Annotated in this window: 18 protein-coding genes, 1 tRNA gene and 1 pseudogene; 9 read left to right on the forward strand and 11 right to left on the reverse strand. The window is 70.1% G+C overall.

The window, feature by feature from the left end; genetic code table 11:
- Positions 1-91 precede the first annotated feature (91 nt).
- Entirely contained in the window at positions 92-250 is a 159-nt protein-coding gene (locus ACFFR3_RS34675) for a hypothetical protein (protein ID WP_379484504.1), read from the reverse strand.
- Between the two features lie 330 nt (positions 251-580).
- Here ACFFR3_RS34675 and ACFFR3_RS34680 point away from each other — a divergent pair, with 330 nt between their 5' ends.
- Entirely contained in the window at positions 581-1,510 is a 930-nt protein-coding gene (locus ACFFR3_RS34680; protein WP_379484505.1) for a helix-turn-helix transcriptional regulator, read from the forward strand.
- A gap of 144 nt (positions 1,511-1,654) precedes the next feature.
- Here ACFFR3_RS34680 and ACFFR3_RS34685 read toward each other — a convergent pair whose 3' ends face one another.
- The 3 genes and pseudogenes from ACFFR3_RS34685 to ACFFR3_RS34695 form a co-directional block, all read right to left on the reverse strand.
- On the reverse strand, positions 1,655-1,780 hold the full coding sequence (locus ACFFR3_RS34685) for a hypothetical protein (RefSeq protein WP_345390485.1): 126 nt from the start codon (positions 1,778-1,780) through the stop codon (positions 1,655-1,657).
- A gap of 751 nt (positions 1,781-2,531) precedes the next feature.
- Positions 2,532-2,732, reverse strand: a pseudogene (locus tag ACFFR3_RS34690) (dihydrofolate reductase family protein); the annotation flags it as partial.
- Positions 2,733-3,004: 272 nt separating this feature from the next.
- Positions 3,005-3,973, reverse strand: a complete 969-nt coding sequence (locus tag ACFFR3_RS34695; RefSeq protein ID WP_379484506.1) for a helix-turn-helix transcriptional regulator — start codon at positions 3,971-3,973, stop codon at positions 3,005-3,007.
- Positions 3,974-4,029: 56 nt separating this feature from the next.
- On the opposite strand from ACFFR3_RS34695, the gene ACFFR3_RS34700 reads away from it, so the two are divergent.
- The 3 genes from ACFFR3_RS34700 (at position 4,030) to ACFFR3_RS34710 (ending at position 7,330) form a co-directional block, all read left to right on the forward strand.
- Entirely contained in the window at positions 4,030-5,220 is a 1,191-nt protein-coding gene (locus ACFFR3_RS34700) for an epoxide hydrolase family protein (protein WP_379484507.1), read from the forward strand.
- A gap of 63 nt (positions 5,221-5,283) precedes the next feature.
- Complete coding sequence (locus ACFFR3_RS34705) at positions 5,284-6,126, forward strand: NAD(P)H-binding protein (RefSeq protein WP_345390488.1); 843 nt, start codon at positions 5,284-5,286, stop codon at positions 6,124-6,126.
- A 58-nt stretch (positions 6,127-6,184) separates the two neighbouring features.
- Positions 6,185-7,330 carry a winged helix DNA-binding domain-containing protein gene (locus ACFFR3_RS34710; RefSeq protein WP_379484508.1) on the forward strand — a complete coding sequence of 382 codons (1,146 nt, stop codon included), beginning with the start codon at positions 6,185-6,187 and terminating at the stop codon, positions 7,328-7,330.
- A gap of 349 nt (positions 7,331-7,679) precedes the next feature.
- Here ACFFR3_RS34710 and ACFFR3_RS34715 read toward each other — a convergent pair.
- The 7 genes from ACFFR3_RS34715 to galU form a co-directional block, all read right to left on the reverse strand.
- A tRNA-Ala gene (locus tag ACFFR3_RS34715) sits at positions 7,680-7,753 on the reverse strand.
- Positions 7,754-7,802: 49 nt separating this feature from the next.
- Entirely contained in the window at positions 7,803-8,387 is a 585-nt protein-coding gene (sepX, locus tag ACFFR3_RS34720) for a divisome protein SepX/GlpR (RefSeq protein ID WP_345390491.1), read from the reverse strand.
- 127 nt (positions 8,388-8,514) lie between these two features.
- Positions 8,515-9,168: a GNAT family N-acetyltransferase gene (locus ACFFR3_RS34725; RefSeq protein WP_364385486.1), complete on the reverse strand. Its 654-nt coding sequence runs from the start codon at positions 9,166-9,168 to the stop codon at positions 8,515-8,517.
- Between the two features lie 51 nt (positions 9,169-9,219).
- Positions 9,220-9,696, reverse strand: coding sequence for a MogA/MoaB family molybdenum cofactor biosynthesis protein (locus ACFFR3_RS34730; RefSeq protein WP_364385483.1), 477 nt, complete (start codon positions 9,694-9,696; stop codon positions 9,220-9,222).
- On the reverse strand, positions 9,696-10,172 hold the full coding sequence (moaC, locus tag ACFFR3_RS34735) for a cyclic pyranopterin monophosphate synthase MoaC (RefSeq protein WP_364385416.1): 477 nt from the start codon (positions 10,170-10,172) through the stop codon (positions 9,696-9,698). The genes ACFFR3_RS34730 and moaC overlap by 1 nt, the downstream gene beginning before the upstream one ends.
- Positions 10,169-11,356 (reverse strand): molybdotransferase-like divisome protein Glp, encoded by a 1,188-nt coding sequence (gene glp / locus ACFFR3_RS34740; RefSeq protein WP_379484509.1) that lies wholly within the window; start codon positions 11,354-11,356, stop codon positions 10,169-10,171. The genes moaC and glp overlap by 4 nt, the downstream gene beginning before the upstream one ends.
- Positions 11,343-12,245: a UTP--glucose-1-phosphate uridylyltransferase GalU gene (gene galU / locus ACFFR3_RS34745; protein WP_345390494.1), complete on the reverse strand. Its 903-nt coding sequence runs from the start codon at positions 12,243-12,245 to the stop codon at positions 11,343-11,345. Before galU ends, glp begins: the two co-directional genes overlap by 14 nt.
- Before the next feature lie 25 nt (positions 12,246-12,270).
- Here galU and ACFFR3_RS34750 point away from each other — a divergent pair, with 25 nt between their 5' ends.
- From ACFFR3_RS34750 to ACFFR3_RS34770, 5 genes are all read left to right on the forward strand, one after another.
- The gene (locus tag ACFFR3_RS34750; RefSeq protein WP_345390497.1) at positions 12,271-12,840 is read left to right on the forward strand and encodes a 5-formyltetrahydrofolate cyclo-ligase; all 570 of its coding nucleotides are present in this window, start codon (positions 12,271-12,273) and stop codon (positions 12,838-12,840) included.
- A gap of 25 nt (positions 12,841-12,865) precedes the next feature.
- Positions 12,866-14,371 carry a potassium/proton antiporter gene (locus ACFFR3_RS34755; RefSeq protein WP_345390500.1) on the forward strand — a complete coding sequence of 502 codons (1,506 nt, stop codon included), beginning with the start codon at positions 12,866-12,868 and terminating at the stop codon, positions 14,369-14,371.
- Between the two features lie 69 nt (positions 14,372-14,440).
- Positions 14,441-14,764 carry an FmdB family zinc ribbon protein gene (locus ACFFR3_RS34760; RefSeq protein ID WP_345390503.1) on the forward strand — a complete coding sequence of 108 codons (324 nt, stop codon included), beginning with the start codon at positions 14,441-14,443 and terminating at the stop codon, positions 14,762-14,764.
- 320 nt (positions 14,765-15,084) lie between these two features.
- On the forward strand, positions 15,085-15,891 hold the full coding sequence (locus ACFFR3_RS34765) for an S-methyl-5'-thioadenosine phosphorylase (RefSeq protein ID WP_345390506.1): 807 nt from the start codon (positions 15,085-15,087) through the stop codon (positions 15,889-15,891).
- Positions 15,888-16,478 (forward strand): CpaB family protein, encoded by a 591-nt coding sequence (locus ACFFR3_RS34770; RefSeq protein ID WP_379484510.1) that lies wholly within the window; start codon positions 15,888-15,890, stop codon positions 16,476-16,478. The genes ACFFR3_RS34765 and ACFFR3_RS34770 overlap by 4 nt, the downstream gene beginning before the upstream one ends.
- Positions 16,479-16,480 lie beyond the last annotated feature (2 nt).

A 16,480-nucleotide genomic window follows, 5' to 3' on the forward strand; every position in this document is an offset into this window, starting at 1 on the left:
CTCTGGCCGCCTGCCGGGGTGGCTGTCTCGCTTCCGGTAGGAACACCACGGCTCACGACCGGCTGCGATGCCACGGGGTGTCAGATCTGCCTCAGACGGGCTGGCCGACCGGCCGGATGGTCAGGGTGTTGAGGTCGACGCCGGCCGGCCAGAAGGCGGTGCCGGTCATGCCGGGGTTGACGAGCGTGACGCCGACGCCACGGTTGGTGGCGTACATCCGCAGGTTCTCGGCCATGCCGGTGACGGCCACGCGTGGCCGCGGTCGAGGAGCAGCCGTGCGGTGTGGGCGCCGATGCCGCTGGTCGCGCCGGTGATCAGTACGGTCTTGCCGGTCATGGTCACTCCCGGGTGCTGGAGGTCCTGGTGGTGCATCACAGGAGGGCGTCGACGGTGATGGGCGGCCCGATCATCACTACAAAAGCTGGTCGGACAGGGTCCATCTCCGTGTCGCAGGTCGCGTTCGATTCGCTGATCCCAGGAAACCCACTTGGCCGGGCGCGAGACAGAGCGCATTTATAGGGGGATAATCGCACCCCCCTTACCGTCAGCGCCTGCGAAGCCCTGCGGTTACCGTGGGAGCATGGACGACCGGTCCGACAACCGCGACCAGATCCGAGATTTCCTCACCATCCGGCGCGCGAAGCTCACTCCGGAGCAGGTCGGGCTGCCCACCGGCGGTCGGCGCCGGGTCCCCGGGCTGCGCCGCGAGGAGGTCGCGGTGCTGGCCGGTGTGAGCACCGAGTGGTACACCCGGCTGGAGAAGGGCCACATCAGCGGCGTATCGGAAGAGGTACTCGACGCGGTCGCCCAGGCCCTTCGCCTGGACCAGGACGAACGCACCTACTTGTTCGACCTGGCCCAGGCCGCCCGGCCCGCCCGCCGCGCACCTTCGCGCCGCAAGGACGTCCAGGTCCCGCCGCGCGTCCAGTGGCTGCTGGACTCCATGACGATATCGGCGGCGTTCGTACGCAACGGCCGCCAGGACATCGTCGCCCACAATGCGCTGGCTCGCGCCCTGCTCGCGTCGGTCTTCGACAGCCCTGCCACCACACGTCACGGCCGCGCCAACCTCGCCCGCTACATCTTCCTCGACCCGGGCTCCCAGCGGTTCTTCGTCGACTGGGACGCGGCCACCGCCGTCAGCGCCGCGCTGCTGCGCGCCGAGGCCGGACGCGAGCCCCACGACCGGGCGTTACGCGACCTCGTCGGCGAGCTGTCCACGCTCAGCACCGCGTTTCGCGGCCAGTGGGCCGCCCACGACGTGCGCATCCGCCACGCCGGCGGCAAGCGGCTGTGGCACCCGCAGGTCGGCGGCCTGGAGCTGACCTACCAGTCCCTTAACCTGCCCATCTCCAGCCAGGCTGTGTACGACCTCACCATCTACACCGCGGAACCGGGCAGCACCTCCGAAGAGCGGCTCAAGTTCCTGACCAGCCTGGCAGCCACCCAGCCGGCACACCCCACCAGCCAGCCGCAGCCGCGGCGCCGCCGGGCACCGCGCGAGTTGTAACGACGCGCTTCGGAAACGCGCCTTGGGGCCGGATGATGACGACCATGTCTGTGTCTGCGGAGAGCATGGTCCGGGGTGCGCTGAAGGCGGACGGGGTGGTGCACCGGAGAGTTTCACGCTGGCCACGTTCGATCCTGAGACCGGTCACCGGAGCGGTCCGGTCGATGCGCACGAGGTCGCGGCGGAAATCGCGGCGTCGGCGAGGTCGGCCAGTTCGCTGGAGGCCGAGGCGGGGTCCTGGATGCTGGAGTCGCGGCGAAGGACGTGCATGAAACAGCTCTCCCGAGCCGGTGGGGAACGAGCCCGACCGCAGCAGCGCCGACGGCTACTGCCCCACCCGCAACGCCGCCGCGCTGGCGGTAGCGCGCTGGCACGATGCGGACCTCGACACGGCCGTACGTCAATAGGCCGCCACTGCTCCACGTACCAGATCCCGACGCGAGAGGACGCGAACCGATGGGATGACTGGACCAGGACAGAGACGCACCGCACGCCGCCCAGCGCCGCCCGCAGGTCGAGGAAGCCCGGCCGGGGCGCCGCTGCCACCGCCGCGCCCGCTGGTGGACTCGGTCGGCGACATCGCCGGATTGCGGCCACGCCGGCGTTCCCGTGACGGCGGTGAGGTGCCCGGCGCCGACGTCGAACTCGTGGACGCGCTGCCCCGCGAGAACGACCTAGCGACCGGACCCTTCTCACCTGCAACTTCCTTGTGGGGTGTTCACGAGTACAGCTGACCTGCGGAGCAGTGGCGTCGTCAGAGATCGCTTCCCGGACAGGAGTTGATCGTTTCCCGGGCTGTCGGGTACGGCCGGGCGTCATCGGCGGGTCCTGCATGTGGGTTTCGCCGCATTCCGGCCACCTTTCCGAGCAAATACATCAACGGTGCGGGGGCGCCCGGGAGGGCCGCGTAAGCCCGCCAGGCCGGGCTCGGCGGCTCCGCGACGACCTAGAGATGAGCGTCCAGCTCCATGCCCCGGCCAAGGCGATTCCGGACAGGCCCGCTCAGCGATGACGGGTCATTTCACGATGCGGTAGAGCAGATGGGTGGCCAGCGGGGTGTCGACCACGTTGACCACCTCAAGCTGGATGTGGTCGCCCCCAGGTGGTCGAAGAGCCGCTGGCCCCCGCCGAACAGCACAGGCACCAGATGGATCCCGATCTGGTCGACCAGCCCCGCCCTCATGAACTGCCGCCCGAGGTCCGCGCCGCCCATCACGGCGACGTTCTTGCCGCCGGCGACCTCCCTGGCCTTGCCGCAGGGCGCTTTCGATCCCGTCCGTCACAAAGGTGTGGACGCCGCCCTCGGGCACGTCCTCGAGCGCCCGGTGGGGGTCCTTTCACGCGGCTGATAGACCTCTCGACCATCCATCTACGCGCCGAACGCGAGCAACCTGCTTGCCTTACGTGTCTGAACGACCCTCAGGCGGCTGACCAGCCAGTTCGCTTGACTACCCCAGATAACCGCAGGCCCACTTGACAAGGGCGCCCGCCATATCAGGTGTGCTGTGGCTCGGTGGCGCGGTGATAGCGGTCGGCGAGTGCACGCACGAGTTCGACGAGTTCCGCGGGCTCCGTCACGGTGAAATCGACGCCGAGCAGGCCGAGGTGAACGGCGAGCGCCTCGATGCTGTCCGCGCCGGTGTCCAGCAGGCAGCGGGTGTCGTCGACCGGCGTGATCGTGCCGATGGCGGCGTTGATTCGTTCGGCGAGCTGTTCGGCTGGTACGTGCACGACGACCTGGGCCCGGTATCGCCAGGCAGCCGACGACACGCCCCGGCGTACCTGGTCGATGGCCTCCTCGGGGAGATCGCGGGGGGTGAATCGGGGACCCGTCGGGGTGCGTGGGTGGAGCCGGTCCACCCGGAACGTCCGCCAGCCGGCCCGCTCGACGTCGAACCCGACGAGGTACCACCGTCGTCCCCAGTTGACCAGCCGGTATGGTTCCACCTCGCGCCGGCTCTCGGAGCCGTCGTGGCTTCGGTAGTCGAATCGCAGGCGCTCGTGATCCCGGCAGGCGGCGGCGAGGGCGCTCAGCGTGTCCGCGTCCACCCGTGGGCCCAGGTCGTCCCGGGGTACCGCGACGGCGTACCGCTGGAGGGCGTGGACACGGCGCCGGAGCCGGGTCGGTAGCACCTGCTCCAGTTTGGCCAGCGCGCGCAGCGAGGTCTCCTCGACTCCGGTGATCGTGCCCCCGGCGGCGGTGCGCAGTCCGATCGCCACCGCGACCGCCTCTTCATCGTCGAGCAGCAGCGGCGGCAGCGCGGCCCCGGCACCGAGCCGGTAGCCGCCCACCGCGCCTCGGTTGCCGTGCACCGGATAGCCGAGGTTTCGCAGGCGTTCCACGTCGTTGCGGATGGTGCGGGTGCTGACCGACAGCCGTTCGGCCAGTTCGGCGCCGGTCCACTCGCGGGGCGTCTGGAGCAGCGAGAGCAGGCGCAGCAGTCGCGCCGAGGTTTCCAACATTCTTCGAGTCTGCCCGTTCATTAGGAACGGGTCTTACCTAATTGGTTCCTACGCTGATGACCATGACGAACGACAGCACGATCGCCCCGTTCCGGATCGACATCCCTCAGGCCGAGCTCGACGATCTACAGCAGAGGCTGGCCCGGACTCGGTGGGCGGAGGAGCTGCCCGCGAGCGAGTCGGCGCCGGTCGGCCCGGTGCCGCCGGATTGGGAGTACGGCGTCCCGGTGGGCTACGTCAAGCAACTGGTCGAGCGGTGGCGCACGGGGTACGACTGGCGGGCCTGGGAGGCGAAGCTGAACGCGTACCCGCAGTTCACCACTGAGATCGACGGCCAGAACATCCACTTCCTGCACGTGCTGTCGCCGGAGCGGGACGCGACGCCGCTGATCCTGACCCACGGCTGGCCGACCTCGGTGGTCGAGTGGCTGGACGTGATCGGCCCGCTCACCGACCCGCGTGCGCACGGGGGCGACCCGGCGGACGCGTTCCATCTGGTCATTCCGTCGGTGCCGGGCTTCGGCTTCTCCGGGCCGACCCGGGAGCGCGGCTGGAATCGGTACCGGGTGGCCCGGGCCTGGGCCGAGCTGATGCGCCGGCTCGGGTACGACCGGTACGGCGCGGCTGGCAACGACGGCGGATCGCTGATCTCGCCCGAGGTGGGCCGGGTTGACCCTGGGCACGTCTGTGGAGTGCACGTGACGCAGGTCTTCTCGTTCCCGTCGGGCGACCCCGCCGAGTCGGCCGGTCTGTCTGAGGAGGAGCGCGGAAAGCTCGCGTTCGCCGAGTGGTTCACCCAGAACCGGGGCGCGTATGACAAGCTCCAGTCCACCGAGCCGCAGAATCTGGCGCACGCACTGGCCGACTCACCGGCCGGCCTGCTGGGCTGGCACGCGCAGCTGCTCGGCGCTTCGCTCGACCCGGATTTCGTGCTCACGAACGTGATGATCTACTGGCTGACCAACACGGCCGCTTCAGCCGCCCGGTTCTACTACGAGGACGCGGCGGCGGCCCCTGTACAGCAGAAGTCGAACGGCCGGGGCACCTCCGTGCCCGAGCCGACCACCGTGCCCCTCGGCCTGGCCAATTTCGCCTGGGACTTTCAGTCGATCCGGACGTTCGCCGACCGCGACCACAAAAATATCTTCTCCTGGAACGTTTATGACCGGGGCAGCCACTTCGCCGCTCACGACGCCCCCGATCTGCTCGTCCACGACATCCGGCAGTTCTTCCGCAAGGTTCGCTGACCGCCGCCGGTTTTTCGGCGGACCCCCCTCAGCCCTCATGTCTTCGCGCGAAAGGAAACACTCATGTATCTCGTCATCGGTGCCACGGCTCACTTCGGACGTCAGGCGGTAGAGGAGCTGGTCGCCGCGGGCGCGCCGGTGCGGGCGCTGACCCGTACTCCGGAGCGGGCGGAGCTTCCGGAGGAAGTCGACGTCGTCCGGGGCGATCTGACCAAGCCCGAGACGCTGCCGGCGGCGCTGGCCGGCGTCGAGGCCGCCTTCCTGGTTCTGCAGTACGGGATGGATGTCGCTCCGCTGCTGGCGGCCGCGGGCCAGGCCGGGGTACGGCGGCTGGTGTTCCTGTCCTCCGGGGCGGTCGTCCCAGGCGCCGAGCGGCAGCCCGACGTGATCGCCCAGTACCACCGCGATGTCGAGCGGGCCATCGAGGCGTCCGGGATCGAGTGGACGTTCCTGCGGCTCCTGTTCCCCGCCATCAACTCGTTGACGTTCGCGATGCAGCTCCAGGGCGGTGACGTCATTCGCGCGCCGTACGCCGAAGCGGCCTTCAGCGCCGTGCACGAGAGGGACGTCGCCGAGGTGGTCGCGCGGACGTTGATCGGCGGCGGGCACGCGGGGCGGGCCTACGACCTGACCGGCCCCGAGTCGCTGACCCAGGCACAGCAGGTCGGCATCCTCGGCGAGATGCTGGGGCGCCCGCTCACCGTCGAGGACCTCGACCCGGAGGCGGTGCTGGAGCAGATGAGCCGGTTCATGGACCCTGAGTTTCTGGCGGCGCTGTTCGGTCTCATGGCGCAGGCGGTCGGCAAGCCCGCGCCGGTCAACGACGTCATCGAGCAGATCACAGGGCACCCCGCGCGCGCCTACGCCCGGTGGGCCGCGGATCACCGGGCCGACTTCGGCGGATGATCAACGAGGCAGGGGCGGCATCCGCCGCGCCTGCCGGATGGACGGAGAGGACGGCACGGTGGCACAGGTGCTGAGGCGACGGGAGTTGGGACGAGCTCTGCTGGCCCGACAGTGGCTGCTGGAACGGGCCGAGGCGACCGCCGAGGAGACGGTCACCCGGCTGGTCGGCATGCAGGCGCAGGCGCCGTACGCGCCCTACTTCGGGCTCTGGAGCAGGTTACGGAAGTTCGGCACCGCCGACCTGGCGGACGCGCTGACCGAGCGCCGCCTGGTGCGGGTCGCGCTGATGCGCAGCACCATCCACCTGGTCACCACGGCGGACTACCGCTCGTTGCGGCCATGGGCGCAGCCTGCGCTCGACCGTGAGCTGGACACCGCGTTCAAGACGATCCTGACCGGTCTGGACCGTGCGGCCGTGGCGGAGTCGGGCCGGGCGCTGCTCGGCGCACGGCACCTCACCCCCAAGGAGCTCAGGGCGGCGCTGCACGAGCGGTGGCCCGATCGCGAGCCCCGTGCGCTCGCCACCGTCGTGCGCAACCTGGTACCGCTGGTGCAGGTGCCACCACGCGCCGTCTGGGGCGTCGGTGGCACCACCCGGTACGCGACGGCGGCCGACTGGACCGGAGCCGAGCCCGCCCCCGCCGCCGACTCCGAACACATCGTGCTGCGCTACCTTGCCGCGTTCGGCCCGGCCTCGGTCACCGACGTGCAGACATGGACCGGCCGAACCCGGCTGCGTCCCGTCCTGGAGAGGCTGCGGCCGCAGCTGGCGGTCTTCCACGACGAGCGCGGGATCGAGCTGTTCGACCTGCCGGATGCGCCACGCCCCGGCGCCGACGCCCACGCGCCGGTTCGCTTTTTGCCCGAATACGACAACCTGCTGGCCTCCCACGCCGACCGCACCCGCGTGATCTCGGAGCAGGACCGCAAACGGGTCATGACGCGCAACGGGATGCGCGCCACCTTCCTGGTGGACGGGCAGGTGACGGGCGCCTGGAAGCTCCATCTGGGCAAGGCATCAGCGACTCTGGAGATCGACCCGTTCCGGCCGCTGGCCACCACCGAGCGCGCCGAGGTCGAGGCCGAGGGCGCCCGGCTGCTGGAGTTCGCCGCGCCCGGCACCGACCACGACGTCCGCAGCGGCAGGGCCACGTTCATCGGCCGCGAGGATGCGGTGACCGGCGAGGAAACCGATCGGCACTGATCAAGCCCCGCTTGAGGAAGTACAGCCGCAGCCCGGGGCGTGGCAGGCTCGCAGCTCGGCGATACCGGGGCCGCCGAACAGGTCGACGGCCTGCTGGGCGATCTCCGCCCGGGCCGTCGCCATCAGGTCCGCCGGACTGTGCGCCCGTACCTGTGGACCTTCACCCCAGGTCAGCTCGCGCCCGCCTGTCGTATGACCCGGAACCACCTTCCCGGACACCTGCTCCGCGGCCCCCAAAACAGGACGAACCCGATTCGCAAACCCCTGAAACGCCGAGATCCCGCCTGATCGCAATGATCAGACGGGATCCCGTCAACCTCAGTTCAGCCGTTTCAAGAACGGCCCCTTGTGGAGATGAGGGGATTCGAACCCCTGACCCCTTCGATGCGAACGAAGTGCGCTACCGGACTGCGCTACATCCCCAAGGACTCGACTAGATTAGCAAACTCCAGAGGGTCCTCGCGCCACCGTTTCAGTCGCCCACCGCCCGCTTGGGTGGTTCGGCGTACTGGTCGAAGAGGACGTCGGCGTGCATCGGCGTGAAGTCGATGACTTCGGCCTCCGCCTCGGCGGCGGCGCGGCGCTGCTCGCGTAGCCGCCGCCGGCGCTCAGCGCGCGCCTGGCGGGCGCGTTCGCGGCGCTCCCTGTCCACCTGTACGGCGATGCGCAGAAACGCCATGTACGTCAGCGTGACGACGACGGACGGCGCCACCCCCCACCACGGGATCATCTCGACCGCGGCCGTCACGATGGAGGCCAGCACCAGCAGCGCGGTGAAGAAGAGCAGGCGGCGCCGGCGGGCGACGATGATGGCGCGGCGCCGGAGCCGGAACTGGCGGACGTCGACCTTCTCGATCTCGACCGGCGGTGTGCCGTCGTCCTCATCGGGATCGGATGGGGCGAGGTTGTCGAGATCGGGCAGTTGGTGCTCGCCGGTGTAATACTCTTCGAGCTCGGCCAGCTCGGCGAGATTCGTCTTGTCTCTGCGCAGCCACATCGGAATCAGGACGCAGAGCCACATGACGACGATGGCGAGATAGAGGAGGACGGGGCTCATGACCACCACCTCCGGGCAGCACAAAGACGCGGTTGTGCTCGTCGCGCCTTGAATGTGCTCACGTCACGCACCGTAAGACCGCGTGTCACTGATTGACGAGCATTCGGTGCGGTGTGTCGCGAGATCGTCAAACCTCTTCGACGGAGGACCCCCCGTGAGCCGCTGACTCACGCGCGCGACGCCATTGCACGAGCAGCCCGCCGGGAACGTCCTCGACGGTCAACGCGTAGCAAATGTGGTCGCGCCAGGCTCCGTCGATGTGGAGTTGGCGCCGCCGAATGCCTTCTTCCCTGAAACCGAGCTTCTCAACCACCCTACGGCTGGCGTGATTCTCGGGGCGGATGTTCGCTTCGAGCCGATGCAATCCGGTGGTGAAAAAGCAGTGGTCAACGGCCATCGCGAGGGCCGTGGGGGTGATGCCGCGGCCGGCCACGGCGCCGTCGATCCAGTAGCCGACCTGGGCAGAACGGGCGGACCCCCACACGATGGCGCCGACGGTGAGCTGGCCCGCGAAACGCCCGTTGTACGTCACCACCCACGGCAGCGCCAGCCCCTGCCTGGCCTCGCGCCGCAGGGTGCCGACCATGGACACGTAGGGGCCGAGACCGGTCCTGAACAGGGGCGTCTCGGGGTTGCTCGGCTCCCACGGGCGCAGCCAGTCGGCATTGCGCACTCGTGTCTCGCGCCATACGCGTACGTCGCCCAACCGTAGCGGCCGGAGGCCTACCGGACCTTCGCTGAGTGTCGCCGGCCAGCCACGAAGTCGATCCACATCTCTCATCATCCCCCTATCGGGCACGATGTCGCCACGGGGTGACCGACCGAATCCCCGTCAGCGCGGATGATCACCGCCGCGGATCTGATCGACGGCATGGCGGAGAATGGGCGCGAGTACGGCGACGCCATCGCGTACGCCACCGGAGGATCCGGGCAAATTTATGATCAAGGTTTCCCCTGCCTGTCCGGCCAATCCGCGCGAGAGGATCGAGGTCGGCACCTTCTCGCGATTAGCCTGACGAATTGCCTCCGCTATACCGGGAATTTCTCTAGAAATCACCCGCGCGGTCATCTCCGGCGTCAGATCCATCGGCGTCAACCCGGTGCCCCCGGTGGTCACGATGACGTCGTAACCACCCGCCACCCCGTCACGCAGCGCAGTCTCCACCGGCTCGCCGTCGGGCACCACCACGGGCCCCTCGACCTCACAGCCGACCTCGTCACGCAGCAACGACGCCAGCAACGGCCCGGATTTATCCGCATAAATCCCGGCCGACGCCCGGTTTGACACCGTGATCACCAAGGCGCGCATCATTCCCCGTCCCGCGTCCACCGGCCGGTCTTGCCGCCGAGCTTCTCCTCCACCCGCACGTCGGTGATCACCGCGCCGGGATCGACCGCTTTGACCATGTCGATCAGCGCCAGCGCCGCCACCGACACCGCGGTCAGCGCCTCCATCTCCACACCCGTGCGGTCGGCGGTCTTCACCCGGCACGTGATGGCCACGCCCCAGTCCTCGACGTCGAGCGTCACCTTCACGCCGTGCAGCGCGATGGGATGGCAGAGCGGGATCAGGTCGGGCGTACGTTTCGCCCCCATGATCCCGGCGATCCTGGCCACGCCCAGCGCGTCGCCCTTGGGCACCTCCCCCGACCGCAGCAGCGCCACCGTCTCGGCCGTCAGCAGCACGCGTCCGCTGGCGACGGCCGTACGGGCGGAGACGTCCTTGGCCGAGACGTCGACCATGCGGGCGGCGCCGGTCTCGTCGATGTGGGTCAGCTCGCTCACAGCCTGATCACCTCCACCGAGGACCCCGCTTCGACCTCGGTCACGTCTTCCGGCACCACGATCAGCGCGTTCGCCGCGGCCAGCGCGGCGAGCTGGTGGGAGCCCTGCCCGTGGGCGGGCGCCACCGTGCCGTCGTCGGCGAGGACACCGCGCAGATAGGACCGCCGCCCGGACGGCGACCGCAGCGGCCCCGCGGTGCGCGCGGTCAGCGTGCGGGGCATGCCGCCGGGCAGACCACGCATCTTGTCGAGAGCCGGGCGGACGAACAGCATGAACGACACGAAGGACGACACCGGGTTGCCCGGCAGGGCGAAGATCGGCACCTGGTCCTCCCCCAGCACGCCGAAGCCCTGCGGCATGCCCGGCTGCATGGCCACCTTCTCGAAGCGGACGGTGCCGAGCGGCGCCAGGGCCTCCTTGACGGGCTCGTACGCGCCCATCGACACCCCGCCGCTGGTGATGATCGCGTCGGCGCGTACGAGATGGGTGTCGAGGCGGTCGAGCAGGATGCCCGGATCGTCCCCGACCGAGCCGGCGCGGAAGCCGTCGGCTCCGGCCTGGCGTACGGCGGCGGTGAGGGTGTAGCTGTTGGAGTCCCAGATCTGGCCGGGCGCGAGCGTGCCGCCCGGCTCGACCAGCTCCGCGCCCGTGGAGATGACGACCACGCGCGGACGCGGCCGCGCCCGCACCCGCCGCCGCCCCACCCCGGCGATGATGCCGAGCTGGGCGGGGCCGATCACGGTGCCGGCCTTGAGCACGACCTCGCCGGCCTGCACGTCCTCACCCGCCCGCCGCACGGCGTTGCCGAGCTCGGCGGCGCGGTCGATGCGTACGGAGACCGTGCCCCCGTCCGTCCACTCCACCGGCACCACCGCGTCGGCGCCCGCCGGCAGCGGGGCACCGGTCATGATGCGCACGCTGTGGCCAGGGCCCACGGCCCGCAGCTCCAGCGACCCCGCCGCGACGTCGTCGATCACCGGCAGCGTCACCGGCGCGCCCGCGACGTCCTCGGCCCGCACCGCGTAGCCGTCCATGGCCGAATTGTCGAAGGGCGGCAGCGGCACCGGCGAGGAGATGTCCTCGGCCAGGGTCGTGCCGAGCGCCTGCTCCAGCTCGAGCTCAAGGGGGGCCAGCGGACGTACAGTGGCCAGGATCTCGGCCAGATGCGCGTCAACTGATTTCATCGAGGAACTCCCGCAGCCACGGCACGAACTCCGGCGCCAGATCCTCCCGGTTCGCCGCGAACTTCACCACCGTCCGCAGATAGTCGAGCTTGTCGCCCGTGTCGTAGCGGCGTCCCCTGAACAGCACGCCGTGCACGGGACCGCCCTCGTCGCGGCCGCGCTGGGCCAGCGTGCGCAGCGCGTCGGTGAGCTGGATCTCGCCGCCGCGCCCGGGGGGCGTGTTCTCCAGGACCTCGAAGACCGCGGGGTCGATGACGTAACGGCCGATGATCGCCCAATTGGACGGCGCCTCGTCGGCCGGCGGCTTCTCGACGAGGTCGGTCACGCGGACGACGTCGTCCTCGGCGGTCGCCTCGATGGTCGCCACGCCGTACAGCGAGACAGCCTCCTTGGGCACCTCCATCAGCGCGATCACGCTTCCGCCGAACGTGTCGCGCACCTCGATCATGCGGCGCAGCAGGTTGTCGCGATAGTCGATGAGGTCGTCACCGAGCAGGCAGGCGAACGGGTGGTCGCCCACGTGGTGCTTGGCGCACAGCACGGCGTGGCCGAGCCCCTTGGGCTCGCCCTGGCGTACGTAGTGCAGCGTCGCCAGCGAGGCCGGCTCGCGGACCTGGGACAACCGGTGCTCGTCGCCCTTCGCCTCCAGCGCCTCCTCCAGCTCGAACGCCCGGTCGAAATGGTCTTCGATCGAGCGCTTGTTCTTGCCGGTGACCATGAGAACGTCGAGCAGCCCGGCGGAGGCGGCCTCCTCGACGACATACTGGATCGCGGGCTTGTCGACGATGGGCAGCATCTCTTTGGGTGTCGCCTTGGTCGCCGGAAGGAACCGGGTGCCCAGACCCGCGGCGGGCACGACGGCTTTCGTCACAGGGTCGAAGTCAGCCATGAGTTAGACCCTAGTGGAGGGATCTGTGGACAAGTTGAACCTCCGTCGCGAGCTGAACGCGGCGCGTATCGCACTCTCCCCCGATCAAGTGCGGGCAAACGCCATCAAGGTCCGCGAAACACTGCTCGAACAACCGTGGGTGCAGATGGCCGGTCTGGTGGCCTGCTACTGGTCAACAGGGTCGGAGCCGGAGACGCACGGGCTGGTGTTCGCTCTCTGGAAACATGGCGCCACCGTCATCCTGCCGGTCCTGCGTGCCGACAATGACCTGGATTGGGCGGTGTACGACGGGCCCGACACGCTCGCGCCCGGCCGCTACGGGATCATGGAGCCGGTCGACACGCGGCGCGGCGTCGACGCCGTACGCACCGCCGCCCTCGTCATCGTCCCCGCCCTGGCCGTCGACCGCGTCACCGGCGTCCGCCTGGGGCGGGGCGGCGGCTCGTACGACCGCGCGCTCGCCCGCGTCGGCCCCAACGTCCCGACCGTGGCGCTGCTGCACGACGGCGAGCTGATCGACGGCGTCCCGCACGAGCCCCATGACCAGCGCGTACGCTACGCCGCCACACCCTCGGGCATCACTAGGCTGATGTGACGGCGGCGCAGGAGGAGGGGGCCAGATGACGCTTGACGTCTCGCTCCTCATCGGCGCCGCCGTCGTCATCGCGGCCATCGCGTCCGTACGGCTGGTGCACCGCACCGGCTTTCCCAGCCTCCTGGTCTTCCTCGGTTTCGGGCTGGCCCTGGAGCTCTCCGGGGTCGGTTTCCCCACCGAGAACCCACAGGTCGCCCAGCAGATCGGCCTGTGGGCGCTGGCGGTGATCCTCGCCGAGGGCGGGCTCACCACCAACTGGTCGCATGTACGCCGTTCCGTCCCCTTGGCCCTGGTACTGGCCACCGTGGGCGTGGCGGTGAGCATCCTCATCGTCGCGTTCGCCATCAAGGGGCCGCTCGGCTTCGACGTGAAGACCGCGCTGATCGTCGGCGCGGTCCTCGCCTCCACCGACGCCGCCGCCGTCTTCTCCGTGCTGCGCAGGCTGCCGTTGCCGCCGCGCCTGGCCGGCGTCCTGGAGGCGGAGTCCGGTTTCAACGACGCTCCCACGGTCATCGCGGTCGTCCTGCTCACCGGCGCTTCGCAGGCGTCGGCGGGCCTTGGAACGTTCCTTCTCGAGACGGCCCTGGAGCTGGTCATCGGCGCCGCGGTCGGGCTCGCCGTCGGCCCCGCCGGCGCGTACGCGCTGCGCCACGTCGCCCTGCCCGCCTCCGGCCTCTACCCCATCGCCGTCCTGGCCCTGACCTTCGTCTCGTACGGCGGCGCCGTCCTCCTGCACGGCTCCGGCTTCCTGGCCGTCTACCTCACCGGGCTCATCCTCGGCAACTCGCACCTCCCCCACCGCGCCGCGACCAGGAGCTTCGCGGAAGGGGCCGCGTGGCTGGCGCAGATCGGGCTGTTCGTCATGCTCGGCATGCTGGCCCACCTCGAGGAGCTGCCGTCGGCCGTCGTACCCGGCCTGATCATCGGCACCGTCCTCGCGCTCGTCGCCCGCCCGCTGTCCGTCGCCGTCTCCTCGCTGCTCGCCCGGGTGCTGCGGCTGGACCGGGTGACCTGGCGCGAACAGGCGTTCCTGTCGTGGGCCGGTCTGCGGGGCGCCGTGCCGATCGTCCTCGCGACCATCCCCTGGGCGGCCGGCATCGAGGGCTCCAAGGACATCTTCAACCAGGTCTTCGTGATCGTCATCGTCTTCACCCTGCTCCAGGGGCCGACCCTGCCGTACGCGGCGCGGCTGCTCGGGGTGAGCGCCCCCGCCGAGGCACACGATCTGTCCGTCGAGTCGGCTCCCCTTGAGGAGCTGCACGCCGACCTGTTGCAGGTCAAGATCCCTCCGGAGTCGCTGCTGCACGGGGTCGAGGTCTTCGAGCTGCGGCTGCCCGCCGGCGCCGGCGTGACGCTCGTCGTACGGGACGGCCGATCGTTCGTCCCCACCGGCTCCACCCGCCTGCGTACCGACGACCAGCTCCTCATCGTCGCCACCGCCGCCTGCCGCGACCAGGTCGAACGCCGCCTCCGCGCGGTCAACCGCCGCGGCAAACTGGCCGGCTGGTACGGAGAGCGGGGGCTGGAATAGGTGTTTGGACCTATCGGTTACCATTAGCAGTCGCATCGCTCGAGTGCCAAAGCTTGTAAGGAGGAGCGCGTGCCGACTTATCAGTACGCCTGCAACGACTGCGGTGAGCAGCTCGAGGTGGTCCAGAAGTTCACAGACGATGCGTTGACGGTCTGCCCGAGCTGCCAGGGGAACCTGCGGAAGGTGTTCTCCGCGGTCGGCATCGTGTTCAAGGGCTCGGGCTTCTACCGGACCGACAACCGCTCGTCGTCCTCGACGTCCTCTTCTTCTTCCTCGTCCCCTTCTTCGTCTTCTTCGTCGAAGTCCGGGGAGAGCAAGTCGTCGTCGTCGGACTCGGGGTCGTCCAGCTCGTCCTCGACCAGCTCCCCCGCTCCCGCCGCCGCTTCCAGCTGATTGCCGCAGGTCAGCTGACCCGCCGTCGCCCGCTTCCCCTGCCGGCCGCAGGTCAGCTGAACCTCCGCGCCTGATCCCCCGCGGCGTGGCTTGCCCGCGCCCGGTCGCTCGCCTGCGCTCTGGGGGCGGAACCCCGCTCTTTCGCCCTAGAGCCGCAGCACCGGTCGCGCACGTCCACAATGGATGCACCGGTCGCCCACGGCTCCTCTCTCCCCCGCACATTCTTCGCACCAGCCGGCGAAATCACCCCGCGGCCGCGTTATCCACAGAACCCCGTTCGGGTTCCATCGCCGCCGGCCACTGCGGCTACTCTCAGCGCCATGGTCACTCGCGCAGACATCGGCGTCATCGGCGGTTCCGGCTTCTACTCCCTGCTCGACGATGCGGAGGAGGTCGAGCTCGCCACCCCCTACGGCCCCCCGAGCGACGTCGTCACCATCGGACGCATCGGCTCCCGCACGGTGGCGTTCATCCCCCGCCACGGCAAGGATCACCGTTTCCCACCCCACCGCATCCCCTACCGCGCCAACCTCTGGGCGCTGCGCTCGCTCGGCGTCCGCCAGGTGCTGGCGCCCAGCGCCGTAGGGTCGCTCAAGGCCGAATACGGCCCCGGCACCCTCGTGGTCCCCGACCAGCTCGTCGACCGCACCTCCGGCCGCGCCCAGACCTACTACGACATCGACGGCGCCGTCCACGTCTCGTTCGCCGACCCCTACTGCCCGTCGGGCCGCGCGGTCGCCGTACAGACCGCCCGTTCCGGCGGCTGGGAGACGGCCGACGGCGGCACCCTGGTCGTCATCGAGGGCCCGCGCTTCTCCACGCGCGCCGAGTCGCAGTGGTACGCCGCCAACGGCTGGTCCATCGTCGGCATGACCGGCTTCCCCGAGGCGATCCTGGCCCGTGAGCTGGCCCTCTGCTACACCTCCGTCTCCCTGGTGACCGACCACGACGCCGGCGTCGAGGCGGGCCAGGGCGTCACCCACGACGAGGTGCTCGAGTTCTTCGCCCAAAACGTCACGCGCATGCGCACCCTGATCGCGCAGACCGTCGAGTCGCTGCCCGAAGAGCGCACGTGCTCCTGCGGCCGGGCGCTCGACGGCATCAAGCTCCCGTTCGAGCTGCCGTGATCGGAGCCTGGCTGTCCCGCTACGGCCGTCGCCGCCGCCTCATCGCGGCGGCGTTCGCCGCCGTCTCCGTCGTGACCGCCTACCTCGCCACCCGCCCGGCGCCCGCCGGCCCCACGGTCCTGGTGGCCGTACGCGACCTGCGCCCGGGCCCGCTCAGCGCCGCCGACTTCCGCCCCGCCGCCCTCGACCCCCCGCCTGCCGGAGCCGTACGCACCCTCGCCCCAGGCCAGGCCCTCGCCACCCCCATGCGCCGCGGCGAGCCGCTGACCGACGTCCGCCTCCTGTCCACCTACCCGTTGCCGCCCGGCCTGGTGGCGACCCCGGTGCGCATCGCCGACCCCGCCACGGCCTCCCTCCTGACCCCCGGCTCGACCATCACCGTCCTGGCCGCCCACGACCAGGCGGCGCCGGCCCGCGAGATCGCCACAGACGCCACGGTGATCACCATCCCTCGGTCCGCCCGCTCTGGCGCGTCCCAGGAAGGCGCCCTCCTCGTCCTGGCCACCACCCCGTCCCAGGCCGCCGAGCTGGCGACTGCCCAGGCCCACGCCCGCCTGTCTATCACCCTGCGCACTAACTTAGAGTAATC

The organism is Nonomuraea salmonea, assembly GCF_042428605.1.
GTDB lineage: Bacteria > Actinomycetota > Actinomycetes > Streptosporangiales > Streptosporangiaceae > Nonomuraea > Nonomuraea salmonea.

What these genes read in the sequence shown, in the direction of transcription:
- ACFFR3_RS34680 (WP_379484505.1), top strand. Translation starts at nt 581, where the DNA reads ATGGACGACCGGTCCGACAACCGCGACCAGATCCGAGATTTCCTCACC.
- ACFFR3_RS34685 (WP_345390485.1), bottom strand. Translation starts at nt 1,780, where the DNA reads ATGCACGTCCTTCGCCGCGACTCCAGCATCCAGGACCCCGCCTCGGCC.
- ACFFR3_RS34695 (WP_379484506.1), bottom strand. Translation starts at nt 3,973, where the DNA reads ATGTTGGAAACCTCGGCGCGACTGCTGCGCCTGCTCTCGCTGCTCCAG.
- ACFFR3_RS34700 (WP_379484507.1), top strand. Translation starts at nt 4,030, where the DNA reads ATGACCATGACGAACGACAGCACGATCGCCCCGTTCCGGATCGACATC.
- ACFFR3_RS34705 (WP_345390488.1), top strand. Translation starts at nt 5,284, where the DNA reads ATGTATCTCGTCATCGGTGCCACGGCTCACTTCGGACGTCAGGCGGTA.
- sepX (WP_345390491.1), bottom strand. Translation starts at nt 8,387, where the DNA reads ATGAGCCCCGTCCTCCTCTATCTCGCCATCGTCGTCATGTGGCTCTGC.
- ACFFR3_RS34725 (WP_364385486.1), bottom strand. Translation starts at nt 9,168, where the DNA reads ATGAGAGATGTGGATCGACTTCGTGGCTGGCCGGCGACACTCAGCGAA.
- ACFFR3_RS34730 (WP_364385483.1), bottom strand. Translation starts at nt 9,696, where the DNA reads ATGCGCGCCTTGGTGATCACGGTGTCAAACCGGGCGTCGGCCGGGATT.
- glp (WP_379484509.1), bottom strand. Translation starts at nt 11,356, where the DNA reads ATGAAATCAGTTGACGCGCATCTGGCCGAGATCCTGGCCACTGTACGT.
- galU (WP_345390494.1), bottom strand. Translation starts at nt 12,245, where the DNA reads ATGGCTGACTTCGACCCTGTGACGAAAGCCGTCGTGCCCGCCGCGGGT.
- ACFFR3_RS34755 (WP_345390500.1), top strand. Translation starts at nt 12,866, where the DNA reads ATGACGCTTGACGTCTCGCTCCTCATCGGCGCCGCCGTCGTCATCGCG.
- ACFFR3_RS34765 (WP_345390506.1), top strand. Translation starts at nt 15,085, where the DNA reads ATGGTCACTCGCGCAGACATCGGCGTCATCGGCGGTTCCGGCTTCTAC.